The organism is Desulfovibrio subterraneus (assembly GCF_013340285.1).
In the GTDB taxonomy this organism is placed as follows: Bacteria; Desulfobacterota; Desulfovibrionia; order Desulfovibrionales; family Desulfovibrionaceae; genus Halodesulfovibrio; species Halodesulfovibrio subterraneus.
The window spans coordinates 52,099-78,801 of the sequence record NZ_BLVO01000016.1 but is presented as its reverse complement, the minus strand read 5'-3'; the positions used below and the strand labels follow the sequence as shown (position 1 = coordinate 78,801).

The 26,703-nt window shown below is 59.9% G+C and carries 18 protein-coding genes and 1 tRNA gene; 8 read left to right on the top strand and 11 right to left on the bottom strand.

Features of this window, described 5'->3' with window-relative positions:
* Nucleotides 1-114: 114 nt before the first annotated feature.
* Nucleotides 115-2,979 carry a DNA internalization-related competence protein ComEC/Rec2 gene (locus HUV30_RS14745; RefSeq protein WP_174406273.1) on the bottom strand — a complete coding sequence of 955 codons (2,865 nt, stop codon included), beginning with the start codon at nucleotides 2,977-2,979 and terminating at the stop codon, nucleotides 115-117.
* Nucleotides 2,980-2,991: 12 nt separating this feature from the next.
* Nucleotides 2,992-4,251: a UDP-N-acetylglucosamine 1-carboxyvinyltransferase gene (gene murA, locus HUV30_RS14740; RefSeq protein WP_174406272.1), complete on the bottom strand. Its 1,260-nt coding sequence runs from the start codon at nucleotides 4,249-4,251 to the stop codon at nucleotides 2,992-2,994.
* Nucleotides 4,252-4,421: 170 nt separating this feature from the next.
* Between murA and HUV30_RS14735 the strand changes: the two genes are divergently transcribed.
* Nucleotides 4,422-4,497 (top strand) — tRNA-His (locus HUV30_RS14735).
* 67 nt (nucleotides 4,498-4,564) lie between these two features.
* Here the strand turns inward: HUV30_RS14735 and HUV30_RS14730 are convergent.
* The 4 genes from HUV30_RS14730 to HUV30_RS14715 form a co-directional block, all read right to left on the bottom strand.
* Entirely contained in the window at nucleotides 4,565-7,513 is a 2,949-nt protein-coding gene (locus HUV30_RS14730) for a response regulator (protein ID WP_174406271.1), read from the bottom strand.
* A 155-nt stretch (nucleotides 7,514-7,668) separates the two neighbouring features.
* Entirely contained in the window at nucleotides 7,669-9,279 is a 1,611-nt protein-coding gene (gene murJ, locus HUV30_RS14725) for a murein biosynthesis integral membrane protein MurJ (RefSeq protein ID WP_243452208.1), read from the bottom strand.
* Between the two features lie 8 nt (nucleotides 9,280-9,287).
* Entirely contained in the window at nucleotides 9,288-9,827 is a 540-nt protein-coding gene (locus HUV30_RS14720; protein ID WP_174406270.1) for an acyl-CoA thioesterase, read from the bottom strand.
* An 82-nt stretch (nucleotides 9,828-9,909) separates the two neighbouring features.
* Nucleotides 9,910-10,185, bottom strand: a complete 276-nt coding sequence (locus tag HUV30_RS14715; RefSeq protein ID WP_174406269.1) for a hypothetical protein — start codon at nucleotides 10,183-10,185, stop codon at nucleotides 9,910-9,912.
* 21 nt (nucleotides 10,186-10,206) lie between these two features.
* On the opposite strand from HUV30_RS14715, the gene HUV30_RS14710 reads away from it, so the two are divergent.
* On the top strand, nucleotides 10,207-12,099 hold the full coding sequence (locus HUV30_RS14710) for an adenylate/guanylate cyclase domain-containing protein (protein WP_174406268.1): 1,893 nt from the start codon (nucleotides 10,207-10,209) through the stop codon (nucleotides 12,097-12,099).
* Between the two features lie 6 nt (nucleotides 12,100-12,105).
* Here the strand turns inward: HUV30_RS14710 and HUV30_RS14705 are convergent, their stop codons facing one another.
* Together HUV30_RS14705 and HUV30_RS14700 are read right to left on the bottom strand one after the other, a co-directional pair.
* A complete protein-coding gene (locus HUV30_RS14705) occupies nucleotides 12,106-13,038 on the bottom strand; it encodes a potassium channel family protein (RefSeq protein ID WP_205245243.1) in 933 nt (310 codons plus the stop codon).
* Nucleotides 13,039-13,461: 423 nt separating this feature from the next.
* Nucleotides 13,462-13,653: a hypothetical protein gene (locus HUV30_RS14700; RefSeq protein WP_174406266.1), complete on the bottom strand. Its 192-nt coding sequence runs from the start codon at nucleotides 13,651-13,653 to the stop codon at nucleotides 13,462-13,464.
* Between the two features lie 1,157 nt (nucleotides 13,654-14,810).
* Between HUV30_RS14700 and asnS the strand changes: the two genes are divergently transcribed.
* Nucleotides 14,811-16,196: an asparagine--tRNA ligase gene (asnS, locus tag HUV30_RS14695; protein ID WP_174406265.1), complete on the top strand. Its 1,386-nt coding sequence runs from the start codon at nucleotides 14,811-14,813 to the stop codon at nucleotides 16,194-16,196.
* Between the two features lie 287 nt (nucleotides 16,197-16,483).
* On the opposite strand, the gene HUV30_RS14690 is transcribed toward asnS, so the two are convergent.
* From HUV30_RS14690 to HUV30_RS14680, 3 genes are all read right to left on the bottom strand, one after another.
* The gene (locus tag HUV30_RS14690; RefSeq protein ID WP_373869340.1) at nucleotides 16,484-19,258 is read right to left on the bottom strand and encodes a glycosyltransferase; all 2,775 of its coding nucleotides are present in this window, start codon (nucleotides 19,256-19,258) and stop codon (nucleotides 16,484-16,486) included.
* Between the two features lie 254 nt (nucleotides 19,259-19,512).
* Nucleotides 19,513-20,277 carry a FadR/GntR family transcriptional regulator gene (locus HUV30_RS14685; RefSeq protein WP_174406264.1) on the bottom strand — a complete coding sequence of 255 codons (765 nt, stop codon included), beginning with the start codon at nucleotides 20,275-20,277 and terminating at the stop codon, nucleotides 19,513-19,515.
* 242 nt (nucleotides 20,278-20,519) lie between these two features.
* Nucleotides 20,520-21,536 carry a glycosyltransferase family 2 protein gene (locus HUV30_RS14680; protein ID WP_174406263.1) on the bottom strand — a complete coding sequence of 339 codons (1,017 nt, stop codon included), beginning with the start codon at nucleotides 21,534-21,536 and terminating at the stop codon, nucleotides 20,520-20,522.
* A gap of 420 nt (nucleotides 21,537-21,956) precedes the next feature.
* On the opposite strand from HUV30_RS14680, the gene HUV30_RS14675 reads away from it, so the two are divergent.
* Genes HUV30_RS14675 through HUV30_RS14655 form a run of 5 tightly spaced genes read left to right on the top strand, consistent with a single transcriptional unit; the run spans nucleotide 21,957 to nucleotide 26,699 of the window.
* Nucleotides 21,957-22,610 carry a succinate dehydrogenase/fumarate reductase transmembrane subunit gene (locus HUV30_RS14675; protein ID WP_174406262.1) on the top strand — a complete coding sequence of 218 codons (654 nt, stop codon included), beginning with the start codon at nucleotides 21,957-21,959 and terminating at the stop codon, nucleotides 22,608-22,610.
* A gap of 12 nt (nucleotides 22,611-22,622) precedes the next feature.
* Nucleotides 22,623-24,530 (top strand): fumarate reductase flavoprotein subunit, encoded by a 1,908-nt coding sequence (locus tag HUV30_RS14670; RefSeq protein WP_174406261.1) that lies wholly within the window; start codon nucleotides 22,623-22,625, stop codon nucleotides 24,528-24,530.
* A 12-nt stretch (nucleotides 24,531-24,542) separates the two neighbouring features.
* A complete protein-coding gene (locus HUV30_RS14665) occupies nucleotides 24,543-25,331 on the top strand; it encodes a fumarate reductase iron-sulfur subunit (protein ID WP_174406260.1) in 789 nt (262 codons plus the stop codon).
* Nucleotides 25,318-26,154 carry a fumarate hydratase gene (locus HUV30_RS14660; protein ID WP_174406259.1) on the top strand — a complete coding sequence of 279 codons (837 nt, stop codon included), beginning with the start codon at nucleotides 25,318-25,320 and terminating at the stop codon, nucleotides 26,152-26,154. The genes HUV30_RS14665 and HUV30_RS14660 overlap by 14 nt, the downstream gene beginning before the upstream one ends.
* Nucleotides 26,154-26,699, top strand: coding sequence for a Fe-S-containing hydro-lyase (locus tag HUV30_RS14655; RefSeq protein WP_174406258.1), 546 nt, complete (start codon nucleotides 26,154-26,156; stop codon nucleotides 26,697-26,699). Before HUV30_RS14660 ends, HUV30_RS14655 begins: the two co-directional genes overlap by 1 nt.
* The last annotated feature ends 4 nt before the right edge of the window (nucleotides 26,700-26,703 follow it).

The window sequence follows — 26,703 nt, the reverse complement described above, 5'->3', positions numbered from 1 at the left end:
AACGGCGTCTTCAAGGCGCCGTTCCTTGTTTGTGCCTGGGCTATTTCCCGGTTCCGGATGACATGCTTATCCAGCATCGGAAAGGCAAAACCGGCCAGATCAAATCAGATACAATCAGGGCGCAGGCAGAAAGGTGGACACCTGCGGCGCACCGTCTCCGCGCCACACAATACGCACCTGACCGTGTTCCGCCGTATGGTAGAGGGGTATACCCTGCTTTACCAGCTCGTCGCGAACCGCCTGCGAAGGGAACTTCCAGTGATTGAGATAGCCTGTTCCCGCAAGGGCAATCTGCGGGCGCACGGCATCGTACAGACGTGGCACAAGGCTGGATTTCGCACCATGGTGCGGCAGCACCAGCACTTCGGCACTCAGGTCGCGTCCGGAAGCCAGCAGGGCGTTAATTCCTTCCTTTTCCAGATCCCCCATGAGCAGCGCCAGACCATGCCCGTTGCGCACAAGGCGCAGCACCAGCGCAGCATTGTTGGATGAGGCACGCCCCCTGTCGCGGGGCGGATGCAGCACCTCAAGACGCAGCCCTTCATGCTCGAACAGCACATCGCCCGCCGCAACGGTTTCCGGCTTCACGCCAGCCCCCTTCTCCACCTCGCGCAGCCGTGCGGCATTGGAACGCGAAGGCTTGTCGCCGTTCACCACAAACCGGTCCACGTCAAAATAGCGCAGCGGGTAAAACAACCCCTGCAGATGATCGGTGTCGGGATGCGTGTTGGCCACGAGAGCCAGAGAAGGCGGCATGTGCCATGTCAGCGCCGGAGTGACGATGGATTTGCCCGTATCAAAACCGGCAAGCCCGAAACCTCCGCCATCCACCAGAATACGCTGCTCATGCGGCAGCGTGATGAGAACGGACTGCCCCTGCCCCACGTCGAGCAGGGTCAGGGTCACCACGTCCTGCATTCCTGTCACCATGCGGCCGACCGGAGCCAGCAGCAGGAGCACGGCCCCCGCTGCCATACCACCCCTGAGCATCCGCGCATGGCGCGCAGCCACGCCGCCGAACCGGAAAGCACAGCACACCAGCAGCATCCAGTATCCGGCCATGCTCAGCCAGTGCGGGCGCATGGCCACATGCGGGATCAGCCATCCGGCCTGCTGCAGCCAGTCCAGACCGCCAAACAGCCACGAAACGGGCAGCAGCGCAGCCTGAAACCACAGGGCAGCAGCAGAAGCCCAGAACACGCTGAAGGCCAGCCCTGCCAGACACAGCGGCAGCACCCAGAAGCCGAGCACAGGCAACCAGAGCAGATTGAGCAGGAACCATGAACTGGTGGTATTGAAATTCCAGAGCACCACGGGCAACATGCCGAGCTGTATGCTCAGGTTCGCCGCGAGCAGCCCTGCCGCCCCCCTGCACACATGCGATGCCAAACTCGATGCCAAACGGGATAAGCGGAATCCGGCAGCAGTATTCTCCTCTGCGTCACCGGCGGCATCCGCTGAGCCTTTGCGCTTTCCACACAGCCATTCAGCGCAATCGAGCGCCACAGGCAGCAGCACAGGCAGAAACAGGGCCAGAGAAAGCACAGCCAGAGCCGAAAGCTGCAATCGCAGGTCAAACAGGGCAAGCGGATCCCACAGGGAGATCAGCATCACCGCAATGAACACGCCATCCAGCAACACGCGCGGCCGGTTGCGCCACAGCAACACGCCCCAGCAGGCAAACATGAGTGCGGCGCGCAGCAGGGATGGCGAACCGCCCCCCAGCCACACATAACCTGCCACCAACGGCGCAGCGAACAGAACAGCCAACTTGGGCCGCGGCAGACGCAGATACAGCGCCGGCCACAACCAGCCCGCAAGCCACGCAAAGCACCAGCCCGAGCCAGCCATGACACCCAGATGCATGCCGGAAAGCGCCAGGGAGTGTGACACGGCAGCCAGAGAGAGCTGGTCCATGCGCTCGTAGGTCAGATAGAATCTGTCGCCGAACAACAGTGCCGGAATGACTGAGGCGGGATTGCCTTTTTCCGGAACAAGCGTGCGCCACGAATCCATGGCAACACCGGCCTGTTCCTCCGCACCGCCGTCAGCGGTATCGGCGGTATCGCCAGTCCCGTCTTCATTATCCGAACCGGCCTTTGACCTCGAACCGGCAGCCGCGCTATCTGCCGCATCACCCAGTCCGGCCTGCACAGCAGTGACACGCAGGGCATCCTGCACCGGAGCAAGCACACCCATCATCTGCGTGCGCACAGCCTCACGCCACTGCCAGATACGGGAAGGAACACCGGAAATACGCAGGTCGTTTTTCTTGCCACGGGTCCACACCCGCCAGAGCACACCCTTGTCGCGCCAGTATTGCCCGCTGTCCCACGTACCTTCGTTCAGAAAGCCGCGAACAGGCTTGACCCGCTGGCGCAGAGAAACCTGCTGGCCGGGTCCCGGACGTGCGGCCTCGCCCATGCCGCCCACCTGTTCGGGGGAATCCCATGTCCAGACCATGCGTCCGGCAAGGGGCACCTGCTGATCGCCGGTATCGCACCACACATCGTCCAGAATGATCTGCAGACGGTTGTTCAGCGCAGGCTCCACAGCCTGCACCGTTCCCGTCACCACCACGGGTTTGCGGCCTTCCACAAAGGCGGGAAGAAGCCCGGAAGCATCGGTTGTGCGCAACACGGCAGCCCCGTATCCCGCCGCAACAGCCAGCAGAGTAAGCAAAAGCGGCAGCAGCACGGGCCGCGCCCATGCGGCAAGGCGATACGCATAGCCCTGAGATATCTGAAGGGAAACCGGTTCAGCGGAGTCGGGAGCCGCCGTCACGGCTGCGGGAGCAGAGGCCCCCTGCACGCTCCAGCGCAGATACATGCCCGTGGCGGCCAACGCCACGGCAACAGCAGGCAGAGGATGCCGCGTGCTCCATATTCCGGCAAACCAGCACAGGGCCAGCCATTGCCACGGCAGTAAAAAAGCCCCCGACATGGCGGGGGCTTTGGAATACTCGGAAAAACGGCGCACTGAAGCCCCGGATTATTCTTCGATTTCCTGCATGCGCACTATGCTGGCACCCACGGGATTGAGCTTTTCTTCAATACGCTCATACCCGCGGTCCAGATGATAGATGCGCTGCACATGGGTGGTACCCTGAGCCGCAAGACCTGCCAGCACCAGCGATGCGCTGGCACGAAGGTCGGAAGCCATGACAGGGGCGCCATTCAGTTCACGTCCGCCCTTGATGCGTGCCGTACGGCCCACAAGGCGGACATCCGCGCCCATGCGCACCAGTTCGAGCACGTGCATGAAGCGGTTCTCGAAGATGGTTTCTTCCACCATACCCGAGCCGTCCGCCACACACATCAGGGCCATGAACTGGGCCTGCATGTCGGTGGGGAACCCGGGATAAGGCTGGGTGGTGATGTCCACGGAATTCAGGGTGCCGGTATACCGCACACGCACGCCGCCTTCTTCCTTTGTCACTTCCACGCCCATTTCACGCAGCTTGGAATTAACGGCGTCCAGTGCTTCATAGGGGCAATGTTCCAGCAGCAGATCGCCCTTGGTGATGGCGGCTGCCACCATGAAGGTGCCCGCTTCTATGCGGTCCGCCATGATCGGATATTCACAGCCATGCAGGCGCGGAACACCCTGAATGCGGATGACGCTGGTGCCGTGGCCTTCAATCTTCGCACCGCAGGCGATGAGGAAGTTGGCAAGGTCCACCACTTCCGGCTCGCGCGCGGCGTTTTCAAGAATGGTTTCACCTTCGGCGAGAGCGGCGGCCATGAGCAGGTTTTCCGTTCCGCCCACGGTGATCTTTTCAAAAACAATATGCGCGCCGCGCAAGGTATCCACCTTGCCGATGATGTAGCCGGAGTCCAGATCGAACTCCACGCCCATCTGTTCCAGCGCGGAAAGATGCAGGTTTACCGGACGCGCGCCAATGGCACAGCCGCCGGGATATGCCACCTTGGCATACCCGAGACGGGCCAGCAGCGGGCCGAGACACAGCACCGAGGCACGCATGGTCTTCACCAGATCATAGGGTGCTTCGGGCTTGAGCTCGCAGGGGCGGGTGCGCACAACGCCGTTTTCAAACGATGCGGGGCAGCCGAGGATGTCGAGCAGTTTGATGGTGGTGCGAATGTCCTTGAGATTGGGGACATTGGTAAACGTGGTGGGTTCATCCAGAAGGATGGACCCCATGAGAATGGGCAGTGCGGCATTCTTTGCGCCGCTTATCCTAATCGTTCCCTTGAGCGGTTGCCCGCCTTCGATGACGAGTTTTTCCATACTACTCCCTTTGGGGTGTTGTCTGGCCGGCACTTCGGATTGCGGAACCTCTCCGCTGCCAGCACACTCTTGTACGCTGCACCGAAGTGGGGAGCAAATCTTTTTTGGAGTTATGGAAAATATGCTTGACCACTCCCTATGGTCCATGTATAGAGCCGTTCTTGCCTGTGGCGGATGTAGCTCAGTTGGTAGAGCACACGGTTGTGGCCCGTGTTGTCGTGGGTTCAATCCCCATCATTCGCCCCATCCAAAAAAGGAAAGCCCCGCATCAGCGGGGCTTCTCTTTTATCTATGGTCAGAAATACTTCCGTCGCTATTCTTCAGAGCACATGCGCACGACCGTGCGCATGGATTCGCAAGCCTCTTCAAGCGCCACCTCAAGAGCATCCAGCAAAACTGCAAGACCATCGCTGCCCTTGCCCGCAGCCTGCTCCACAGCCAGCGCCTTCAGCCGCAGTTCCTTTGCGGAAACATTTCCGGCTGCCCCCGCGACGGTATGCGCCTTGCGCGACAGCCCCTCCTTATCTCCGGCTTCGTACAATGCGCGAAAATCAACCATGGAGCCGCCATACGCGCCCAGAAATCCTTCCAGAATCTTCAGGTACAGCCATTCCTTGCCGCTGACACGCTGCACACCTTCCACGATATCAAGACCGGGGAGGCTCTTTGGCAGCGGCACTTTCTCGCTGCAAACGGGCATCTGCTCCTCAGGCACGGTTAACACGTCTTTCAAGCTCCGCGGTGTTGCGCTCATGCTCTTTGCAGGTGCCTGCTGCCCGTTGCCGTTACCAGTCCCTGCTGCAGGCAGAACGGGGGCAATGGGCGTGCCGGAAGCTCCTCCCTGAGCCTGCGTATCAGATGAAAGCGCCTGCCCTGCCCTGTCTGGAACCAATCCTTCCGGTGCAATTCCGTCGGGTGATACCTCATCCGCCTTCTGCTTGCGGTGTGGACCAACCCATTTACGCAGCGCGCTGAACAGCAGCAGCCTGTCTATGGGCTTGGTGATATAATCGTTCATGCCCGCGCTCTGGGCCAGCGCCTTGTCTTCCGTCATCACGTGTGCCGTCATGGCGATAATGGGAACGGCATCAAACTTCGGCATGGCGCGGATGGCGCGGGTGGCTTCAAAGCCGTCCATGACCGGCATCTGCAGATCCATGAAGATGACATCGTAGGTGTGGTCTTCCAGCAAATCGAGCGCAACGCGGCCGGTTTCGGCCACATCCACAGTCATACCCTCGCTCTGGAGCACCTCGCGGGCCACATGCTGGTTAATGATATTGTCTTCCACCAGCAACGCTCTGACGCCATTGAATTCCTTCATATCCAGACCTTCGGGGACGGTATCGCCCCCCTGCTCGGCAAAGCCAAATGTTTCAAGTATAATACGATGCAGCGAAGCGATCTTCACGGGTTTAAGCAGAAAGGCTTTTATACCAAGTGTTTCTGCGCGCTCCACTTCCGATTCACGGCCGAACGCCGTCATCAGCATAACGGGCGGCAGGGCCACTTTCTGCGCAAGCAGCCGTTCCACAACCTGCAGGCCGTCCATGCCGGGCAGCCGCCAGTCCAGCAGAAGCAGACCGTAGCGGGAGGCATCGCGTTCAAGCACTGCCAATGCCTCTGCTCCGTTTTCAAGAGAATCGCACTGCATACCCATGGATGCCAGCATACGCTCTATGACGGACCGGTTGCTGCGGTTGTCCTCCACCAGCAGAACGCGGTGTTTCCATATTTCCGGCGGCAGTTCGTACTGGCGCGTTTCCTGCCGCTCGGCAAGACGCAGCGGCACGGAGAAGCGGAAGATGCTGCCCTTGCCCTCTTCGCTTTCCACAGTGATCTCGCCGCCCATAAGGTTAACCAGCTCCCGCGCAATGGCGAGCCCGAGTCCCGTCCCCCCATACCTGCGGGTGGTCGAACCGTCGGCCTGCGTGAACATTTCGAACAGGTGCTCCTGCCTGTCCGCCGCAATCCCTATGCCGGTATCGCGCACAAAGAAATCCAGCCCTGCAACCCCCTGCTCCAGCGAGGCAAGGGAAATGGAAATATACACCTCGCCCCTGTCGGTAAACTTGAAGGCGTTGGTCACCAGATTGATGAGCACCTGCTTGAGCCGGAGCGGGTCTCCGAGGAAGGAATTGGGCACGTCGGATTCTACGTCTGCCACAAGTTCCACCCCTTTTTCGGAAACACGGTCGCCGAACAGGTCGGTCACTTCGTCGAGCGTCTTGCGCAGGTCAAAGGGAATGGCTTCCAGTTCCAGCTTCTGGGCCTCTATCTTGGAAATATCGAGAATGTCGTTGACGATGCCGAGCAGCGAGCGGGCCGAAGCCTTTATTATTTTGAGATATTCATGCTGCTTGGCCGTAAGCTTGGTCTTTTCGGCTATGTCGGTCATGCCGATGATGGCATTCATGGGGGTGCGCAGTTCGTGGCTCATGTTGGCAACAAATTCGCTCTTGGCCTTGCTGGCCTCTTCTGACTTGCGCCGGGCCTCTTCCAGCTCTGCCGTGCGCTCGCTCACCAGTGCCTCGAGATGCTTTCTGCGGTTATTCAGCATCTGGTCGCGCGCCTCTATGCGCTCAAGCATCTCGTTAAAGCTGTCCACAAGAGAGCCAATTTCGTCATCGTGGGTTTTTTCGGCACGCACCATATAAATCTTGTCTTCGGCGATACTGTGCGTGGTGTCGGAAAGACGTTGAAGAGGACGAATGACGATACGTCTGGCGACGTACAGAATGAGAAATCCGAGCACCGCCACAAGGGCAATGGTGCGTGCGCCCGTGGCGATAACCTGATCAAGCAGTTCCTTGCGTACATGCTCCGGCGTAACCATGACCAGCACGGAGCCGATATACTGGCCGTCCATGCTCAGCTCTTCGGAATAGAGCAGCATGTCCTTTGTTTCATCCAGGGGAATGGCGGCAAGGCGGGTACCATCGTTGCGGACTCCGGTAAAAACGGTGCGGCCGTCATCCTCCAGCACGAACATGGCGAAGACCCGCCTGTCGCTCAGCTCGGAGGCAATGATGGATTCCACCGCCTTCAGGTCCACGTTCCATACCGGCCTGAGCAGGGTACGCGCGGACCGTGCCGCAAGCTGCTGGGTAAAGGTTTCCAGCTCCACATACTTCTGGTGCCGCACGGAAACATAATCGTACGCGCTGAACAACAGCAATACCAGCGTAGAGACAGCCACCACCAGTGTAGCCAGCTTTGCCTGCAGACTCTTGAACCCCATCCCTGTTGTTCGTTTCACCATGATCCGTCTCTTTCGAAAAACTGCGCCACAATACTAACGGAATACGGAGAGCGCAAAACGCCGACGGGCTGCTCCCCCCCACCACGCAATAAGATGCAAACACCATACAGGGTGCCCGTGCAGACTCTGCCGAAACGCAACAGCCATGCCGGAAGCTATCCGGCAGCCTGGCGCCGCAACAGCAGCCTCATGTCCGGACTTCTGCACACCATAGCGCTCCCCGCGTAGAATACAATGATAACAGGAATTGCTATAAGGCTCCATGCACCAAAGCGGAATGAGCTGTATGCCGCCGCCCCCCACACCCCCGCACTCAGCAGAAGGTAGACCGCAGCCCAGCGGAAACTGAAGCCGCCGCACTGTTCCCTGCGCAGGAACAGCCGGTACAGAAGAACAACATTAACCCACGAGCCCAAGGAAACGGCAAGGGCCAGACCTGCCACTCCCATGAACTGCATGAGCACGGCACCGCCGCCCACCGTAACCGCAAGCCCGCCCACAGCCGCAGCAACCGGCGTTGCGGAATCGCGACGGGCGTGAAAGGCCGCAATAAGCGGGCGCGTTGCCGCAAAGGCGGGCAGCCCCGGCGCATAGCCCCACAGGGCGAGCACGGTCTGCTGCACGGCAGTATCCGTAAAGGCGCCCCGCCCGAAAAGGATATTCACAATGGGGTCGGCCATGCCTGCAAGCCCCGCCGCAGCGGGCAGGCTGATGAACAGGGTAAGGCGCAGAGAATCTTCCAGCGCAGTGCGGAACCGGACCGTTTCGCCGCGGGCCGCAAGGCTTGCCAGCGCAGGCAGTGCCGCCGTGCCCACGGCCACGCCGAAAACGCCCAGCGGAAACTGCACCAGCCGGTCGGCATAATACAGGTGGGATATGCTGCCCTCAGGCAGTAAAGAAGCCAGCATGGTGGTCAACACTATGCTCAGCTGATAGACGGCCGCCCCGAAGACGGAAGGCAGCATCTGCCTGCCCACCCGCTTTGCCCCTTCATCCTTCAGCGACCATGCGCCGCGCCAGCGGAACCCCGCCCGCGCAAGAAAAGGCTGCTGCAATGCAATCTGCAGCACACCGGCAACCAGCAGGGCAACACCAAGGGTTTCCGGCACGGGCCAGCCCGCAATCCATGCCACGGCGGCACCGGCGATAAGGGAGCAGTTGAAGACGCAGGGAGCCAGCGCCGGAGCGAGAAAATGCCCCCGCGCCTGCAGCACGGCCCCGCACAGGGCAGTTATGCAGATAAGCAGCGCATAGGGAAAGCACAGACGCACAAGCTCGGCCGTGCGCGCAAATATTTCGGGGGAATGCAGCAGACCGGGTGCAAGCATCGCCGTTACCGGACCGGACCAGTACATGGCGGCAACACACACTACGCCAAGAATGATCAGCAGCCACACAAGGCAGGTCCGGACCATGGCATGGGCCGATACGGCTCCGGACTGCTGTCGGGTGTGGGCAAATTCACCGATAAGGGCAAGAGAAAGCGAGCCTTCGCCGAACAGCCTGCGCATGAGATTGGGCAACCGCAGGGCTATGAAAAAGGCATCCGCCAGCGGGCCTGCCCCCAGCACGGAAGCCACCACGCAGTCGCGCACAAACCCCAGCACACGCGAAACCAGCGTAGCCCCTGAAACAACGGCGGCGTTGCGGGCAACCGTTCTTTCCATATTTTCACCTTCGTCAGGCGAGGGGTCGGCGGCAGTCTCCTGCGCATGTTCCTGCGACGATCCGGAATCCGCCTGATGTGTACCCGGCTGCATATCCATGCCCGGTGCTAGTAAAATTCCTTGGCCCGAACCGGCTCACCGCCAGCCGCATGGGCCATGCTTTCCTGCGCCAGCTTTTCGCGGCGGCGCTCTTCCTGCCGCAGCTCACGACGGCGCTTGGCCTCTTCGTTTCTGCGCTGATGGGTCTGGCTTTCCAGAATGAGGGGCGGTGCGGGCGTGGGCTTGCGGTTCTCATCCATGGCCACAAACGTAAGGTAGGCAGAGGCCACGTGGCGCACGTCGCCGGTGAGCAGGTCTTCCGATTCCACACGCACGCCCACTTCCATGGAACGGGAGCTCACCATGTTCACGCTGGCCCTGAGAATGAGCAGTTCCCCCACATGGGCGGGGGCCTTGAATTCCATGCGGTCTATGGAGGCTGTCACCACGGTGTGGCCCCGCGCATGGCGCATGGCACACACGGCTCCGGCCAGATCTATATGCTTGAGAATGACCCCGCCATGCACATTGCCTGCGGGATTGGCATCGCTGGGCAATGCGCGGTGCGTTGCCACGGTTTCGCTGTCACTGACCTTGCGCCCTTCCATTCCGGCTCCCCGATGAGTTCCCCGTTATTCCCCCTAATCAGGCGGCGCAGCCGCCCGTGCAGGGGTATGTTAACACAGGTCGTTACAATAGCTGGCTTTCCCTGCATGGGCAACAACCCAAAGCGGAAAGAGCGACAAAAGCGACATCCGTATTCCGCATCTCACCCAGCTCGCCAAGTTCACCCAGTTCGCCAAGTTCGCCCAGCCTGCGCGGACAGAAACCGGAAGAACCGGTCAAAACCGGCAAGCGCAGCGTCATGGATGCGCAGAGAAAGGGATTGATTATCGTATGATTGAAATCACTGCCGGGATTGGTGCAATGCCCGAAACCTGCTATGCTCTGCCAGCATCCGGACACGCCCCATGCAGGAGCCAGACCATGACCAGTCAGAATACGACCAGCCCGGCAACGACACCTCCATCAACGCCGTTGATCACAGCGGCACCGGCCGGACCATTGCCCGATTCACCGCACAGCCTGCCAACCGGAGGCACAACACAGACCCACGCCCTTGCCTTTTATGGTGTTTCCGCCCTGCTCATGACCATATACGGCGGGCTTGTTTGCCCCTTTGTGGATTCGCTGCCCGTCTGGCAATGGGCTATGGTGCTTATTGCGGGATACGCCACCCTGCATGCCCTGCGGTCGTTTGCCGAACCCGCCTATGTCCTTCCGGACGATCTCGGCGCGGGCAGGCGTCAGTTCCTGCTGGATATCGCGTTTACCTCCGGCCTCGGCATAGCCATTACCCTGTTCGACATGGCCATTTTCGGATTCCCGCTGGAAAGCGGGCTCAAGGTGCTCACCGGCACGGTAAGCTTCGGACTTTTCATGGCACTGGATATCACGCTGGAAAGGGAGCGGATTGTCGCACTGGCCATGCGGGGGCCTGAACAGAACGACCGGAAAATGAAAGACCGCAATGCGTCGACTCCCAAAACGTATGCCAATGACACGTATGCCAATAATGTGGGTGGCCGTGATGTGGGTGGTAAAGAAGTGGGAGTTGATGACTCGGGTGACCACGACACGGGAGACACGGTCACGGGTGACAAGGACACGAGTGGTGATGAGGCATATGTCGCTAAGGGGTATGATGAATACGCGTATGTTGAAGACGCGGGTGACCATGCCGGACATGGCTATGCCGCCAAGGCCACGCTCCCCGACGCCCCCTCAGGTGTTGGCCATACCACGCAGCATAGGGAGCCGGAAGGCAGCCCGCCGCCTGCGCCCCCCTTCAGCTCGCTCACACGGCGCATCTCGCTGCTCGCATCAGTCGTGATGGCCTGCAACGCCCTCATCATCTCCATGGTGGTTTTCAAGGACCTGCTCTATCTGCAGAGCCTTCCGCCTGACGATGTGCGGACACAGGCCGTGTTCGTGGCGCTTGAAATCGTCTTTGTCTGCGCCGTCATTCTCTGCTTCACGCTGCGGGTTGTCTGGTCATATGCCCGCAACCTGCGTCTTGCCTTCAACGCGCAGACCGATGCGCTGGAATCGGTGCGCAACGGCGACCTGACCGTACAGGTACCCGAAATGCGCCGTGACGAGTTCGGGCTCATCGCCCGTGGCACCAACCACATGATCGCAGGCCTGCGCGAAAAGCGGCACATCCGCAACCTGCTCGGCAAGGTGGTGGACCCGCGCATTGCCGAGCACCTGATACGGGGCACGGCACGTGGCCTTGCCCTTGGCGGCAGTCGCAGAGACGTGATCATTTTCATGTCCGACATACGCGATTTCACGACAACAACGGAAACCGCACGGCCCGAAACCGTGGTGGAAGACCTGAATACCTATTTCACGGCCTGTGTCGAGATAATCACCGCGCACGGCGGCATGGTGGACAAGTTCATCGGCGACGGCATGCTGGCCGTATTCGGGCTGGCAGAGCATGAAGAAGGAGAAGAGTGTACCTGCGCGGATAATGCCCTGCAGGCGGCCATTGCCATCCGCGACCGCCTGCCCCTTATCAACGCGCGCCTGTCGTCCCCAGTTGCCATAGGCATAGGGCTGCATACGGGGCAGGTCATTTCCGGCCTTGTGGGATCGCCGGACAGGCTGGAATTCACGGTCATCGGCGATGCCGTGAACACGACGGCACGGCTGGAATCCCTCAGCAAGTTACTGGGAACGAGCATTATTATTTCCGACACGCTGTACAAAGCGTTGAAGGACAGCAGCCTGCGCAGCCGCATGACTTATGCGGGCAGCCATGCCCTGAAGGGAAAACGCGAGCCGGTTTCAGTCTGGCAGCTTGCCCACTGAGGCAAATCAGACCGACTGATGCAGCGCCTTTCTGTCCACCCCTTCGGAAAGCTCGGCCAGCTCGATGAGCAGTTCGATAACCAGCCGTATCTGGTCGCGCAGAATGAACACGGGGGTCACCACCGTGCGCAGGGGAATGGAATCAGGATCACGGCGCACCCTGCTCAGATAGAACCGGATGACATCGGCCTCGCGCCTGCCATCGCTCAGCTTGCGGGCATGCCCTTCGCGAAAGGCCGGTTCCACATCCGTGGATTCTATCTTGCGCAGCAGGTTCACGATACGCCGCGCGCGCTCCCGCTCCAGCGACATGTCGTCCTGCGCCACAAGCAGGTCCACCTTGGCGGTGAATTTACGCAGACAGTCGAAGTAGAAGAACACGGCGGGGGTGGATATGCCCGCCCTGTAAAAATGGCTGGGCGAAAACAGGTCTTTCAGATCGCCCACATGAAAGGTGATGGATCGCAGCTCCGTCGCGGTGAACTTCTTCACCTTCTTGGCCATCATGCTGTTCATGGCTATGAGCAGAATCACGGCTGCCGGTTCGATAAGGTCGAGCCGCTTGGTGATGTTCCACAGGCGCTTGAGCCTTGTATCCTCTTTTTCCGTCTCTTCACGCACGCGGGCATAGAAGCTGGCCAGCGAGTTCAGAAAAAGGCCGATAACGATAACGCCGAGAATGGCTTCCGAGGCCACAATGCACTTTGCCAGCTCGGTGGCGGGCGTTATGTCGCCGTATCCGAGCGTAGTGATGGTGATCATGGAAAAGTAGAAGGCGTCTACAAGGCTGTGGCTCAACTGCTTGAATTCCCTGTAGTGCATGAAGTAGGCAAGGGAATAGAAGCAGGCGGTGAACAGGTAGCAGAACAGGATGAAGAAAGGGCGCTGCCACAGCCGCATCTCGGCATAGGCCCGCCGTTTTGCCTCGGCAAAATCCATGGAATTGCTCCGCGCTCTCCTCATCCCCCCCGCCGAACGATTCGGCAAACCGGTACCGGAGAGCTAGTCCGCACAAGGGACGTGTTGCGCAGGTATCCCAGTTGCAGAGTTTCGGCAATCGGGCCGGATGGTATTTTCTGCAACTCGCTGTTCGGCCAGCTAATTTTTTCCTGCCCACCCCGCACTGCCGTCGACCTGCCCTTCCCTGTCAGCTCTCTGCATCAAGGCATGCTAACGGCTTCTTTCTGCACCACAGGCGCTCCCTTCCGCTCACCCAAACCTATCTTGCCGGAACAACACACAAAAAGCCCCCGCCTTTCGGCAGGGGCCACGTATTCTGAAGGTTGCAGCAAATCATGCCGCCCGGCAAAACGCCCGGCAGCCTCGGCAGGCGGAACCCGCAGCTCCGCATGGGGGAAAACGCTAGGCGCGCGCGGCGTTATCCACCTGGCGCACGTTGCCCAGAATATGGTTCAGCGCTTCCGCGATCTCGTCCGTCAGAATAGGCAGCGTGCCCAGCAGCTGCACCACATCGGTTACGGTGGCATCTTCTGAAACGGGCAGACCCGATTCACGTGCAATACGGATCAATTCATCTTTGTTGGCATGCGTCATAATTGCAAACTCGCTTCTTCATAAAGCCCCCCGCCGCGCACCCCACACGGTACATGCGGCCGGAAACTCAATAATCCCTGCCGGAGCCTGTGAAACATGGCTTTGGACCACTTCATGACCATTCCGGCAAAAATCCCCATTACAATCGCGCAACCGATACGTCAAGCGCTGCAAACAGGGCTAAAAGCGGCGCTACTCTTCAAATAAACTGATCATTTAAACAAACCTAACTGAATTGACATGAATGTTTGCATCTGACAGAACTGGAGTGATTGCATGGGTTTTTCATGGTCGGGGTGTGTTTCCCGCCTGAGCTTGCTGACTGGAGACCGGCCAGCTCACGGTTCGGCGGCCCCGTCTGCAGGGTCCGGTACAACGGCATTGCCATTGCGGCATGCTGCGCCGGATCAACGGGCTGCGGATTCTGAATCCGCGTCGCCGGGATTCCGCGATCAACCCGACAGCCGCTTCTGCCTGCCGATGGAGGTATCGACAGGGGGTAACAGGACGGCGGGAGATATGAACGCTCCCATGTCAGTGGCTTTTCTGGGATCAATGAACCGAGACGGAGGATGTATCATTTTCTTGGCCTGCAGCGGCAATGTCTGATCGGTGGCATTATCGCACGCAAGGTCTGTTCCGGACCGTTTCGCGCACGGGACGGAATGATAGGTTTTCCCGGAATATCCGGTGGGGCCGGATGTTCCCCGGTAACGGCGGCTTGCCGCCCGTGCCACGCGGAGAGAACCAGTGCGAAGGGTTCCCCCGAATTATTGTGGAGGAGTTTTCCCGTCGCCCGAGCGGCGGGACTGTTACTGTCATGCGGGACCGCTAGGAGTATCGGCCCGCATAAATGCGAAAGATTTGCTTTTGGCATGAAAGGCCTCCCTCTGTTGGCGCTAAGGGAGGCCTTTTCTTATGCACCGCGCCTGCACCGCGCCCCCTCCTGAGCCGTATCTTCTCTGTCATATTCATGATATGCACAGCGTGCCGACGTTTTATTGCGCACCCGGGCAAAATCTGTTGACCCATAACGCGCATTGCGCCTATCCCAAGGCAGCGGCAGAAGTGGCATGGCATTCGGCTGCCGCGTTACCGGCAGAAAAAGGGCCGCTGGCATGGCCTTATCATATTCAGGGATTGCAAGGAGATAGTGTATGCGTAGAACGCAGGTAGTTGATGCGCTCAATGCTCAGAGCCCGGCGGCGGAACTGAAGGTATGCGGCTGGGTGCGCACCCGCCGCGACTCCAAGGGCTTTTCGTTTCTTGAACTGAACGACGGTTCCTGCCTGAACAACATTCAGGTCATCGTGGATGAAACAGTCCCCACCTACCCCGTCATCAAGGACGTGAACACCGGCGCATCCGTCGAGATTCTCGGCGAGCTGGTGGAATCTCCCGGCAAGGGCCAGAAGTGGGAAATCCGCTGTACCGAACTGAAGCTGCTCGGCGTGGCAGATGCCGAGACCTTTCCGCTGCAGAAAAAGCGTCATTCCGACGAGTTTCTGCGCACCATAGCCCACCTGCGCCCCCGTACCAACAAGTACGGCGCAGCTTTCCGCATCCGCTCCGAAGCCGCGTATGCCATACACACCTTCTACCGTGAGCGCGGCTTCTTCTACGTACACACCCCCATTCTCACCGGTTCCGACTGCGAAGGCGCAGGCGAGATGTTCCGCGTGACCACCCTGCCCGTGGAGGGCGCACAGAAGCCCGAAAGCGGCGATTTTTTCGAGAACGACTTCTTCGGCCGCGAGAGCAACCTCACCGTTTCCGGCCAGCTGGAAGCGGAACTGCTCGCCATGGGTCTGGGCAAGGTATACACCTTCGGCCCCACCTTCCGCGCCGAGAATTCCAATACCCCCCGCCACGCTGCCGAATTCTGGATGATCGAGCCTGAAGTGGCCTTTGCAGACATCCATGACGACATGGACCTTGGCGAAGAAATGACCAAGTACGTGGTAAAGCACGTGATGGAACACTGCGCGGACGACCTGAACCTGTTTGCCAGCTTTGTGGACAAGGAACTGATGGGCCGCCTTGAAACGCTGGTGAAGGAGCCCTTTGCCCGCGTGACGTATACCGAGGCCATAGACATTCTGCTCGCCGCCAAGAAGGATTGGGAATACCCCGTAACCTGGGGCTGCGACCTGCAGACCGAGCATGAGCGGTATCTGGCGGAAGAACACTTCCGCAAGCCTGTTATCGTGCGCGACTACCCCAAGGAAATCAAAGCGTTCTACATGCGCCTTAACGAAGACGGCAAAACCGTTGCCGCCATGGACGTGCTGGTACCCCGCATCGGCGAGCTTATCGGCGGTTCGCAGCGTGAAGAGCGTCTGGACGTGCTGGAAAGCCGCATCCGCGAGATGGGCCAGAACACCGAAGATTACTGGTGGTATCTGGATACCCGCCGCTTCGGCACCGTGCCCCACGCCGGTTTCGGCATGGGCTTTGAGCGCCTGCTGATGATGCTGACCGGCATCACCAACATCCGCGACGTTATCCCCTTCCCCAGAACGCCCAACAACATCGAGTTCTAGGGCCGGATTGCCATAAGAAAAAGAGAGCCGGGGGCGGAAACGCCTCCGGCTTTTTTATGATCTGTCTACTCCACCTGAGGGCGTGTCCTGAATACGGATGTTCAAGCGCCTCGGACGAAAACCCTTTGGGACCTGCAACTGTTTCCTCCTGTCCATACCAGCTGCCATGCAAACAACACCGCCCCCGCCGGATGCCCATTCCGGCGGGGGCGATTACGGTCGGGGCATGTGCACGGCGAAATTTGCGCCCCTCCCGTGAATAGATTCCGTAAATACAATCAGGGCAGCTACGCCACCCGCTTTTCGCGATACATCTCCCACTGGTGCATGAAGCAGGCTTCAAAGCTGCGGCTCTCGGTATACACGCGGGCGGCCTTGCGCATCTCATCCAGCATTTCCGGGGCATCCGCAAACTGCAGCATGGCATCGGCCAATGCCACGGGGTCACCCTCCGGCACGATAAAGCCGGTCTTGCCGGGAATAAGGTTTTCTTTGGGGCCGCCCATATCCGTGACAATCACCGGCAGGCCGGAAGCCTGCGCCTCCAGCACCACGTTGCCGAAGGTATCGGTACCGGAAGGAAACACAAACACGTCCGACGAGGCATACGCCGCCGCCAGATCCTCGCCCGTGAGGTAGCCGGTGAAGGTAACGGGCAGGTTCTTCAGGTCCAGCTCCATCTCTTCCCGATAGGGGCCATCTCCCACCACGACAAGCCGGATACCCTGCTGCCTGTGGGCCATCAGCCGGAAGGCTTCTGTCAGTACATGGATGTTTTTCTCTCGCGAGATGCGACCCACGTACACAAATTTCAGGTCGTTCCGGATGCTCTGCCCTTCGCCTGCGGCCTTTCCCGCAGTTGCTCCCGCAGATATGCCCGCTGCCGCTCCTGCGCTTCCCTCATGAGCGCTGTTCACTGCTGCATCGCCGGAGATGCCGGAGGTTGCGGAAACCGTGGAGCCGGATTCCTGCGTTTCATATGTGACATCGCTGGAGACATGACCGGTGGCTGATTTGGCCCGATCGGCCACCCGATCGTCAGGCCGTCCGCTGGACGCGGCTCCGGCAGCATCAGCGGTAGCACCGGCGCCACCGGCATCACCGGTCTGCGCCGCATAGCGCTTGAAGAAGCCGTTGCGGTAACGGGGGTGAAACTGCTCCGTATCAATGCCCCGCTGGTAGAACACCACCTTCTCGCGCGGCAACCCCTTGGCGATAAGCTCTTCGCCCGTTGCGTGCGAAGGCACATAGACCCTGTCCATCTGGTTGTAATACCAGATCATGTAGCGCCACATGGCTTCTTCCAGCGCGGCGTCGTCCGTGAGCATGCTTACATACTGCGGAAAGGCCGTGTGATAGGTGCCATGAATGGGAATCTGCAGAATGCGCGAAACCGCCAGCGCCACCAGACCTATAGGGCCGGGTGTGGCGGAATGGATGTGTGTGAAGTTCTGGTCGTAGGCATATTGCAGCATGCGCAGCACCGGCGGGTAATACAGCGCCAGTTCGGAATATTCCGGCATGGTGAAGGTCCCTATCGGCTCGAAGTTGACCACACCGGGGCGGTTATCCGTTACGGAAGATGGCCCGCAGGTGATGACCTTGAGCCGCTTGCCCACCTTGTGCGCTATGTCCAGCTGCATTTGCAGGGTACGCGCCACACCGTTAACGTCATGATAGGTGTCCGTAAAGTGACCGATATGCAGGCGCTGCCGTTCATGGCTGCGCTCTATGAAATGGTCTCTGCTCTCGGCGCAGAAGGTGCGGTCCTTGGTGAACAGGGTGTAGGCCACGAAATATGGTGCCAGCATGGCATAGAGTGACCCTGCCGAGCCGATGGTATTGAAGACGCTGAACAGATTTGCACCCAGGGCATGGCCCATGAGCGAATCGGCCAGATTGCGCATGACCGTTTCCGAAGCGTGGTTCACAAACCGGAACCATGCCTGCTCGGAAGCCAACCCGCTGTTCTCCATGGTGTTGATGAGGTTGCGCAGCTCACCATCATTCCAGATGATCTCTTCTGCCTCCTTCTGCAGCAGTCCCTGCACACTGCGGGGCGGTTTGGCAAACATATGCTTGGCGCGTTTGAACCCGATAAGGCTGTGCAGACGGGTCAGCAGGCCCCCTTCCGGCTCCGGCGACGAGGTCAGGGCGCGGTCGGCAAAGCGCAGCAGCAGATCGCGGTTCACATGGCGGTTCAGGGCAAACTTGTTCTTATAGAACTGGTAGGCGATGGAATAGAGGTTGTGGGCCATGGTCTCCGGCTGCGCTGCCTTGCCGATGGCCTCTGAGCGGCCATCCGCGATGCCGCGCAGAAAATCGCGGATACGCTCCCGCCCTGCGGTGCCGGTGGCCATGTCGCGCACAAGGGTGTGGGTGCGGGCAATGTTCAGCGAGGAATGATCATCCGAGCCGCCGATAAGGCACTTACGCCACGGCTCGTGCATCCGGGGCATGATGTTGTGGTCGTTGACCATGTGTTCCACGCGGACTTCATCCAGCGAAAAGAGAATCTCGCACAGGGTGTTGTTCAGCACCTCGTTGCGCGCGCCGTTGAGTTCGAAGGTTCGGAACAGCAGAATGAGCCGTTCAAGGTGCTGCTGCGAGAGCTTGCCGTTCAGGGAATACATGGCGTGGGCCATGGCATGCGGAATATTCTGCTGAAGAAAGTAATCCACCAGCTCGTACACGTTGGTGCGCAGACGCTGCACCTCCTCATGCTGGGCTTCGGTAATGTCGTAGCACAGCACATGCAGCTTGCAGCGGTCTTCCGGAAAATAGGCAGTGACTTCCTCGGATATGAAGGTGCCGGGCAGGTGCGCTATCTGCAGCGCGCCTTCTATGGTGTTGTGGTCGGTAATGGTGACAAGGTCCATGCCCTGCCGTCTGGCGGTGTGGTACAGGGCCACGGGATCTGTGTAGCTTTCTGCGCAGCCGATCTTCTGCAGAATCCACTCCGATGGTCTGGTCGAGAATCTGGAGTGCACATGCAGATCGGCCCGTAGTATCTCCGCTTCCTGCTCCCTGTCGCCCTTGCTCGTGTCAGTGCCGTTCATCATCCCTCCTCCCGGGTTTCCCTGCCCGGCTCTGCAAACTGTACAATGTTCACCATCACATGCGCCCCATGCGTGAACACAAGGTGTCACCATGGTTACGCAAACCATAAAGTCTGGTGAAGGAAGGGTTACAGCGCAGCCATAGACCCGATGCTGAACACCGGAGAGGCAACACCCGGAGAAGGGAGAAAGCAGGAGGAGAAAGCCGGAAAACCGGTCAGATCATGCGGACCGGTGTCTGCTTCAGACTGTTGCGGTTAGGACAGTTGCGATTCGGACCGTTGAGGATCCGGCTTGCTCGCGGCAGCGTTCCGTTCCGTATTCCTGTCGCGGAGGAAGGAGCGCAGGAACATGATGTGCTGGGCCATGTAGCGCCTGGCACCGTTGGCATCGCGGCTCACAATGGCGTCCAGAATCTTGTAGTGATGCTGCTCGATAATCTGATGATTGCTTCTGTTCTCATACAGCTGGTCGTGCAGGTCGCTTATGCTGTCGAACATGTAGCTGTAGAAATGCCGTATCAGGTCGATATACACGGAGTTATGCGTTGCCAGCGCTATGCCCATGTGGAACCTGATGTCGGAATCCCGCGAGCGTTCGCTGTCGCGGTCGCCGTCCATGAGCTCTGCCAGCGAGTGTTTGAGAAAGGCAATGTCGCGCTCGTCTGCCCGTTCCACGGCAAGGGTCACGCCGTGGCTTTCCAGCCCTATGCGCACTTCCATCAGCTCATCCAGCGTGGCGCTGCGGGGATTCATGATGAAGGAGAAGGGACTGGACGGCACCTGCGTGTGCGGCAGCGCCACAACACAGCGCTGGCCCTTGCGCCGTTCGATATAGCCGAGGTCCGCAAGCGTATTCATGGCCTTGTCCACGGCATACTTGCTTACCTGCATCAGCTCGGCGAGCCGTCTGGCGGAAGGAAGGGGCTCTCCGGGCTTCAGTTCGCCCCGGAATATATTATCCCGCAGCTGAACAAAAACGAATTCGGACTTGCAGATGCTTCCTCGTTCTTCGCAAGGCATTGCCGCACCTCCCGCGACCCTCTGCCGCTCCGCATCGTAAAAGATGCAAGGCGGCGATTCAGCTCGAATCCGTTAGTAAATAACAGGTTACCCACAGTCCATTTTGCTCTGCTTACACTGTGAAAAACGGGTTGTACAGCCTATACAGGCAATTGGCTCAACACATTGCCGCGGCAGAACAATAGGGAAAACTGAAGGCACAAACGGGGCGCAGAGCCGCTGCATGCCTGCCCTGCCATCCATCAGGAGGCCAGCAGATAATCCCTGCCCGCCACATAGGCGATGGAATGCAGAAAGGCTTCCAGATCGTCCGCTGCGCCGTGTCCTGCCAGATAGGCAAGGCAGAACCCTGCCTGCGGAGCGGGCAGGCAATCGCGCCCGCAAACACGCACACCATCCACCACGTTGCCGATCTTACGCGGGTCCACATCGATCCAGCGATCGATGACAACGCCATGTTCACGCAGCAGCAGTGCCCTGCGACGGCTTGTCTTGCCTGCGCCGATAACGGAAATATGTGGATGGAACGGATTGTTTGCAGCAAGCCAGCGGGCCAGATAGCCCGTTTTCATGGCGTAGAACACGTCTGTGCCATAGCGGGAATCCGTACGCGAAAGACGCGTGGGCGGGTCATCCCAGCGCAGCAGGGTCTGCGGCACCTTGGCAAGGCGCACTCCCGCCTCCATCCAGCGCAGCCACAGCTCGTAATCTTCCGGAAAAGGGCCGTCGCGGTACGGACCGTGCTCCGGTATGAGCGCAGCACGGAACATGACCGAAGGATGGGCAAAAGGTGATTCGCGGAACCGTTCCAGCGCAATGCGGTCCGGGTCCAGCAGCGCATTGGTCCAGTCCACATAGCGGGCGTAGCCGCCTGCGTCCTCTCCGCCGCCAAAGGCCACACGGCAGCCCACCATGTCGATATCCGGATGCTGCTCCAGAAAGGCATGCTGCACCGCCAGCCGCTCCGGCATGCTGTAATCGTCCGCATCCATGCGGGCTATGTAACTTCCGCGTGCTGCGGCAAGCCCCGCATTCAGGGCGGGTACGATGCCGCCATGCGGCAGGCGCAGCACACGCACACGGGCATCGCGCGCGGCAATGGCAGACAGCACGTCGGCGGAATCGTCCGTGGAGCCATCGTCCACGGCAAGGCATTCGAAGTCCGCAAAGCTCTGGGCAAGAATGCTCTCAAGGGCTTCGGCAACGGTGTCCGCGGCATTGTACACGGGCATGATAACGGAAATGCGGGGTGCATGCATGCCCCTTGGGTAGGGCATTTGGCAGGACGAAGCAAGCGGCGGATTGCGCACCGGCAATACCCGGAGGGCTGTCCCGTAGCATACCACGAAAGCAGGTCTTTCTGCTGTTACAGGAATTTTCCTGTCAGGCAGGAAAAACATTCTTGCGGGACAGGAAAAAAAGTGATCAATCAACCAGAACCATGCCGCAAAACAGGCATTATCATGGCACGCTCACATTGTGACACTTTGGCACAAACTGTGCTTCCCCCATTCTCGTCCTAAACGGACAATGGTTGCGTGAGACCCCGGGGCAGATACGCCTCCGGGATCACATACGGAGACTGGTTGTTTGTTGCCATCCGCCTTCGGAGTGCCCCGAGGCCGGATTCAATCGGTTGGTCATGTTGACCCATCACCCGATATGGAGGAGTCGTTCAAATGAGTTTACACAACGTGACGCTTCATGTGCCCCCGAAGAACAAGCTTTCGGGCCGACTGGATGTCCTGATGATGGTTTCCGGCTTTCTGCTTGCCGTGTTCGTCGGCATGCACATGCTGTTCGTCGGCAGCGTCATCCTCAGCCCCTCGCTGATGAACGGGCTGGCATGGTTCTTTGAAGAGCTGTACCTCGTACAGATCGGCGGTCCGCTCATCCTGCTGGTCATGATCGGCCATTTCATTCTCGGCGCCCGCAAGATGCCCTTCCGCCAGAAGGAATACATCGCCTTCCGCGCCCATTCCAAGATGATGCACCATCAGGACACCACCCTGTGGCTGGTTCAGGTTGCCACCGCCATCATCATCCTGGTCATGGCGAGCATCCACATCTACACCATGCTCGACACACTGCCCATCACGGCGGCCAAGAGTGCCGCCCGCATCCAGCACGGCAGCTGGATGCCCTTCTACATCGTTCTGCTTGCCGCCGCTGCCATCCACATCGTGATCGGCCTGTACCGCATCGGTGCCAAGATCGGCTTCGTCACCCGCGCAAACCGGCCTGCATACCGCAAGTACATGGTCTACCTGCTCGTCGCCACTGCGGCTATCAGCTTCCTGACCCACGTGCGCCTTTCCCTTCTGAGCATCTAAGAGGAGTACCACATGCAGACCATATATACTGATCTTCTCTGCATCGGCGCCGGCCTTGCAGGTGAACGTGTGGCTGTGGAAGCAGCCATGGCAGGCTTCAATGTCATCTGTCTTTCCATTGTTCCTCCCCGTCGTTCCCACTCCTCCGCCGCACAGGGCGGCATGCAGGCCGCTCTCGGCAACGCGGTCATGGGCAAGGGCGACAGCCCCGACGTGCACTTTGCAGACACCGTTAAGGGCTCCGACTGGGGCTGTGACCAGGAAGTTGCCCGCATATTTGCAGACACCGCTCCCATCGTCATGCGCGAAATGGCCCACTGGGGCGTTCCGTGGAACCGCGTGGTGGCAGGCACCCATACCTATTACAAGGGTGGTAAGCCGTTTGAAGCGGAAGAAGCCGCCGACAAGCACGGCCTTATCCATGCCCGCGCCTTTGGCGGCACTGCCAAATGGCGCACATGCTACACGGCGGACGGCACCGGCCGTTCCGTTCTGAATACGCTGGACACCAAGTGTCTGCAGTACGGCGTGGAAATTCACGACCGCACGCAGGCAGAAGCGCTCATCCACGACGGCGAACGCTGCCTTGGTGCCATTGTACGCTGCCTGAAGACCGGCGAACTGATCGCCTACCTTGCCAAGGCCACCCTTATCGCCACCGGCGGTTACGGCCGCATCTACCGCGCCACCACCAACGCCGTTATCTGCGACGGCGGCGGCCAGATCATTGCGCTGGACACCGGCCTTGTGCCCATGGGCAACATGGAAGCCGTGCAGTTCCACCCCACCGGCACCGTGCCCACCGACATTCTGGTGACCGAAGGCTGCCGCGGTGACGGCGGCACCCTGCTGGACGTGAACGAATACCGCTTCATGCCCGACTACGAGCCGGAAAAGGCCGAACTTGCCTCCCGCGACGTTGTTTCGCGCCGCATGATCGAGCACATCCGCAAGGGATTCGGCGTGCAGAGCCCCTACGGCGAGCACCTGTGGCTGGATATCCGCCACCTCGGCGTGAAGCACATCACCACCAAGCTGCGCGAGGTGTACGACATCTGTACCAACTTCCTCGGCGTGGACCCCATTCACCAGCTCATTCCCGTGCGTCCCACCCACCACTACTCCATGGGCGGCGTGCGTGTGGACAAGACCGGCGCAGCCTACGGCCTGAAGGGCCTGTTCTCCGCCGGTGAATCCGCCTGCTGGGACATGCACGGCTTCAACCGTCTGGGCGGCAACTCCCTTGCGGAAACCGTTGTTGCCGGTTCCTACATCGGCAAGCAGGTTGCCCAGTTCCTGCAGGGCTACGATGTGGACTTCAAGTCCTCCGCCATCCGCGACGCCCACAACCTCGTGGCCGAGCGCATCAAGAACATCACCACCAGCGCCAAGGGCCGCGAAAGCTGCTTCCAGCTGCGCAACGAGATGCAGGACGTGATGATGGAGCACGTGGGCATTTTCCGTAACGCCAAGGACCTTCAGGCCGGTGTGGAAAAGCTGCAGGCCCTGTACGAGCGCTCCATGAACATCGGGCTGCAGGCTCCCACCAAGGGCTTTACCCCCGAAATGTCCATGGCACTGCGCGTTCCCGGCATGCTCAAGCTGGCCCTGTGCACCGCCTACGGCGCACTGCAGCGTACCGAATCGCGCGGCGCTCATACCCGCGAAGACTTCCCCGAACGTAACGACCGTGACTGGCTGAACCGCACCCTCGCGTACTGGAAGGACGGCGAGACCCTGCCCGTTCTGAAGTACGAAGAGGCATCGCCCTACTACGAACTGCCTCCCGGCGACCGCGGCTATGGCGGCGGCAAGATCATCACTGCCGATCTGCCTGCGGAAAAGTTCGTGGTGCCCGGCAAGAATGCGCCCACTGAGGCTCCTGCGGCCAAGCCCGCCAAATCCGAGAAGAAGAAGTAAGGGGAGGTCAACATGTCTCGCAGACTCCATATCGAAGTATTCCGCTACAATCCGCTGGACCCTGATTCCGTGCCTCACATGCAGTCGTTCTACGTGAACGAATACGACTCCATGACGCTGTTCATCGCCCTGAACATCATCCGCGAGGAACAGGACCCCAGCCTGCAGTTCGACTTCTGCTGCCGCGCAGGCATCTGCGGTTCCTGCGGCATGGTCATCAACGGCCGCCCCGGCCTTGCATGCCACACCCAGACCCGCGACCTGCCCGAACACATCGTGCTGCACCCCCTGCCGGTGTTCAAGCTCATCGGCGACCTCTCCGTAGACACGGGCACCTGGTTCCGTGAAGTGGGCAAAAAGATCGAAGCATGGGTGCATTCCGACGACACCGCCTTCGACTCCAAGGCCGAAGAAGCCCGCATGGAAAACGCCCTTGCCGAACAGATATTCGAACTTGACCGCTGCGTGGAATGCGGCTGCTGTATCGCAGCATGCGGCACCGCCCGTATGCGTGAAGACTTCCTCGGCGCAGCCACCATCAACCGCGTGGCCCGTTTCTACATTGACCCCCGCGACGAACGCTCCGAAGACGACTACTACGACGTCATCGGCAACGATCAGGGCGTGTTCGGCTGCATGGGCCTTCTGGGTTGCGAAGACGTATGCCCCAAGAAGATTCCGCTGCAGGACCAGCTGGGCATCATGCGCCGCATGCTCGCCCTCAATTCCGTAAAGGGCATTCTGCCCAAGGGTATTCTGGACAAACTGAAGCACAAGGGTTGCTGTCATGAAAAGCATTAAGGCGCAGGACATACACGAAGCCGTGGTCGGCATCGTCATGTCCGCCGCGCGCTACCTGCCTGAAGATGTGCACACGGCTCTGAAGACCTCGCTGGACGCGGAGACATCCGAATCCGCACGCGAGATTCTGGGCCAGCTGCTCGAAAACGCGGACCTTGCCGCCAAGACGGGGCTGCCGCTCTGTCAGGATACCGGCGTGGGCGTGTTCTTCGTGGAGCTCGGCGACGAGGTGCACGTGGAGGGCAACATAGTGGAGATCATCAACGGTGCCATGGTGGAAGGGTATCAGAAGGGCCTGCTGCGCAAGTCGCTCTGCCATCCCCTGACCCGCAAGAACACCGGCGATAACAGCCCCGCCGTGGTGCACGTGGATATCGTGCCCGGCGACAAGCTGAAGATAAAGCACATGGCCAAGGGCGGCGGTTCTGAAAACATGTCCCGCTGCACCATGCTCACTCCTGCACAGGGGTGGGCCGGCATCAAGGAATTCGTGGTGCGCCGCATGGCTGAAGCCGGTCCCAACCCCTGCCCGCCCACCATCGTGGGTGTGGGCATTGGCGGCACCTTCGACCTTGCCCCCGCACTGGCCAAAAAGGCACTGTTCCGCCCCGTGGGCGTGCGCAATCCCGATCCGGAAATCGCCGCCATGGAGCAGGAACTGCTCGATGCCATCAACGAACTGGGCATCGGCCCCATGGGCCTCGGCGGCAAGACCACCAGCCTGGACGTGAAGATCGAGATGCGCCCCTGCCACATTGCCAGCCTGCCGCTGGCCGTGAACGTGCAGTGCCATTCTTCCCGCATCAAGGAGGTTGTTCTGTAATGGCTACTTACAACCTGAACACCCCCCTGCGCGACGAAGACCTGCTCAAGCTCAAGGCCGGTGACGTGGTTAAGCTCTCGGGCACCATCTACACCGCCCGCGACGCGGCCCACAAGCGCCTGTGCGACCAGCTGGACAAAAACGAGAAGCTTCCCTTCGAGCTGCAGGGCGCCGTGATCTACTATGTGGGTCCGAGCCCGGCTCCCGAAGGCAGACCCATCGGTTCCGCCGGTCCCACGACCAGCTACCGCATGGATTCCTATGCTCCCCGCCTGCACGGCCTCGGCGTGAAGGCAAGCATCGGCAAAGGCAAGCGCAGCGCGGCAGTCCGCGAGGCCCTGCAGAAGCATGTAGGCGTATACTTCGGTGCCACCGGCGGTGCGGGAGCCCTGCTCTCGCAGTGTATCACGGCGGCAGAAGTGATCGCCTACGATGAACTCGGGCCGGAAGCCGTGCGCAAACTGACTGTAAAGGACTTTCCGTTGCTGGTGGTGAACGACGCCCACGGCAACGAGCAATACGCTAAGCCCAACTACGATCTGTAGAAGG

Bases quoted from the DNA above. Each gene is read 5' to 3' on its own strand.
- HUV30_RS14720 (WP_174406270.1), bottom strand. From the start codon at position 9,827: ATGGAAGGGCGCAAGGTCAGTGACAGCGAAACCGTGGCAACGCACCGC.
- HUV30_RS14685 (WP_174406264.1), bottom strand. From the start codon at position 20,277: ATGCCTTGCGAAGAACGAGGAAGCATCTGCAAGTCCGAATTCGTTTTT.
- HUV30_RS14730 (WP_174406271.1), bottom strand. From the start codon at position 7,513: ATGGTGAAACGAACAACAGGGATGGGGTTCAAGAGTCTGCAGGCAAAG.
- HUV30_RS14680 (WP_174406263.1), bottom strand. From the start codon at position 21,536: ATGCATGCACCCCGCATTTCCGTTATCATGCCCGTGTACAATGCCGCG.
- HUV30_RS14700 (WP_174406266.1), bottom strand. From the start codon at position 13,653: ATGACGCATGCCAACAAAGATGAATTGATCCGTATTGCACGTGAATCG.
- HUV30_RS14710 (WP_174406268.1), top strand. From the start codon at position 10,207: ATGACCAGTCAGAATACGACCAGCCCGGCAACGACACCTCCATCAACG.
- HUV30_RS14660 (WP_174406259.1), top strand. From the start codon at position 25,318: ATGAAAAGCATTAAGGCGCAGGACATACACGAAGCCGTGGTCGGCATC.
- HUV30_RS14690 (WP_373869340.1), bottom strand. From the start codon at position 19,258: ATGATGAACGGCACTGACACGAGCAAGGGCGACAGGGAGCAGGAAGCG.
- HUV30_RS14665 (WP_174406260.1), top strand. From the start codon at position 24,543: ATGTCTCGCAGACTCCATATCGAAGTATTCCGCTACAATCCGCTGGAC.
- murJ (WP_243452208.1), bottom strand. From the start codon at position 9,279: ATGGATATGCAGCCGGGTACACATCAGGCGGATTCCGGATCGTCGCAG.
- HUV30_RS14705 (WP_205245243.1), bottom strand. From the start codon at position 13,038: ATGGATTTTGCCGAGGCAAAACGGCGGGCCTATGCCGAGATGCGGCTG.
- murA (WP_174406272.1), bottom strand. From the start codon at position 4,251: ATGGAAAAACTCGTCATCGAAGGCGGGCAACCGCTCAAGGGAACGATT.
- asnS (WP_174406265.1), top strand. From the start codon at position 14,811: ATGCGTAGAACGCAGGTAGTTGATGCGCTCAATGCTCAGAGCCCGGCG.
- HUV30_RS14675 (WP_174406262.1), top strand. From the start codon at position 21,957: ATGAGTTTACACAACGTGACGCTTCATGTGCCCCCGAAGAACAAGCTT.
- HUV30_RS14655 (WP_174406258.1), top strand. From the start codon at position 26,154: ATGGCTACTTACAACCTGAACACCCCCCTGCGCGACGAAGACCTGCTC.
- HUV30_RS14670 (WP_174406261.1), top strand. From the start codon at position 22,623: ATGCAGACCATATATACTGATCTTCTCTGCATCGGCGCCGGCCTTGCA.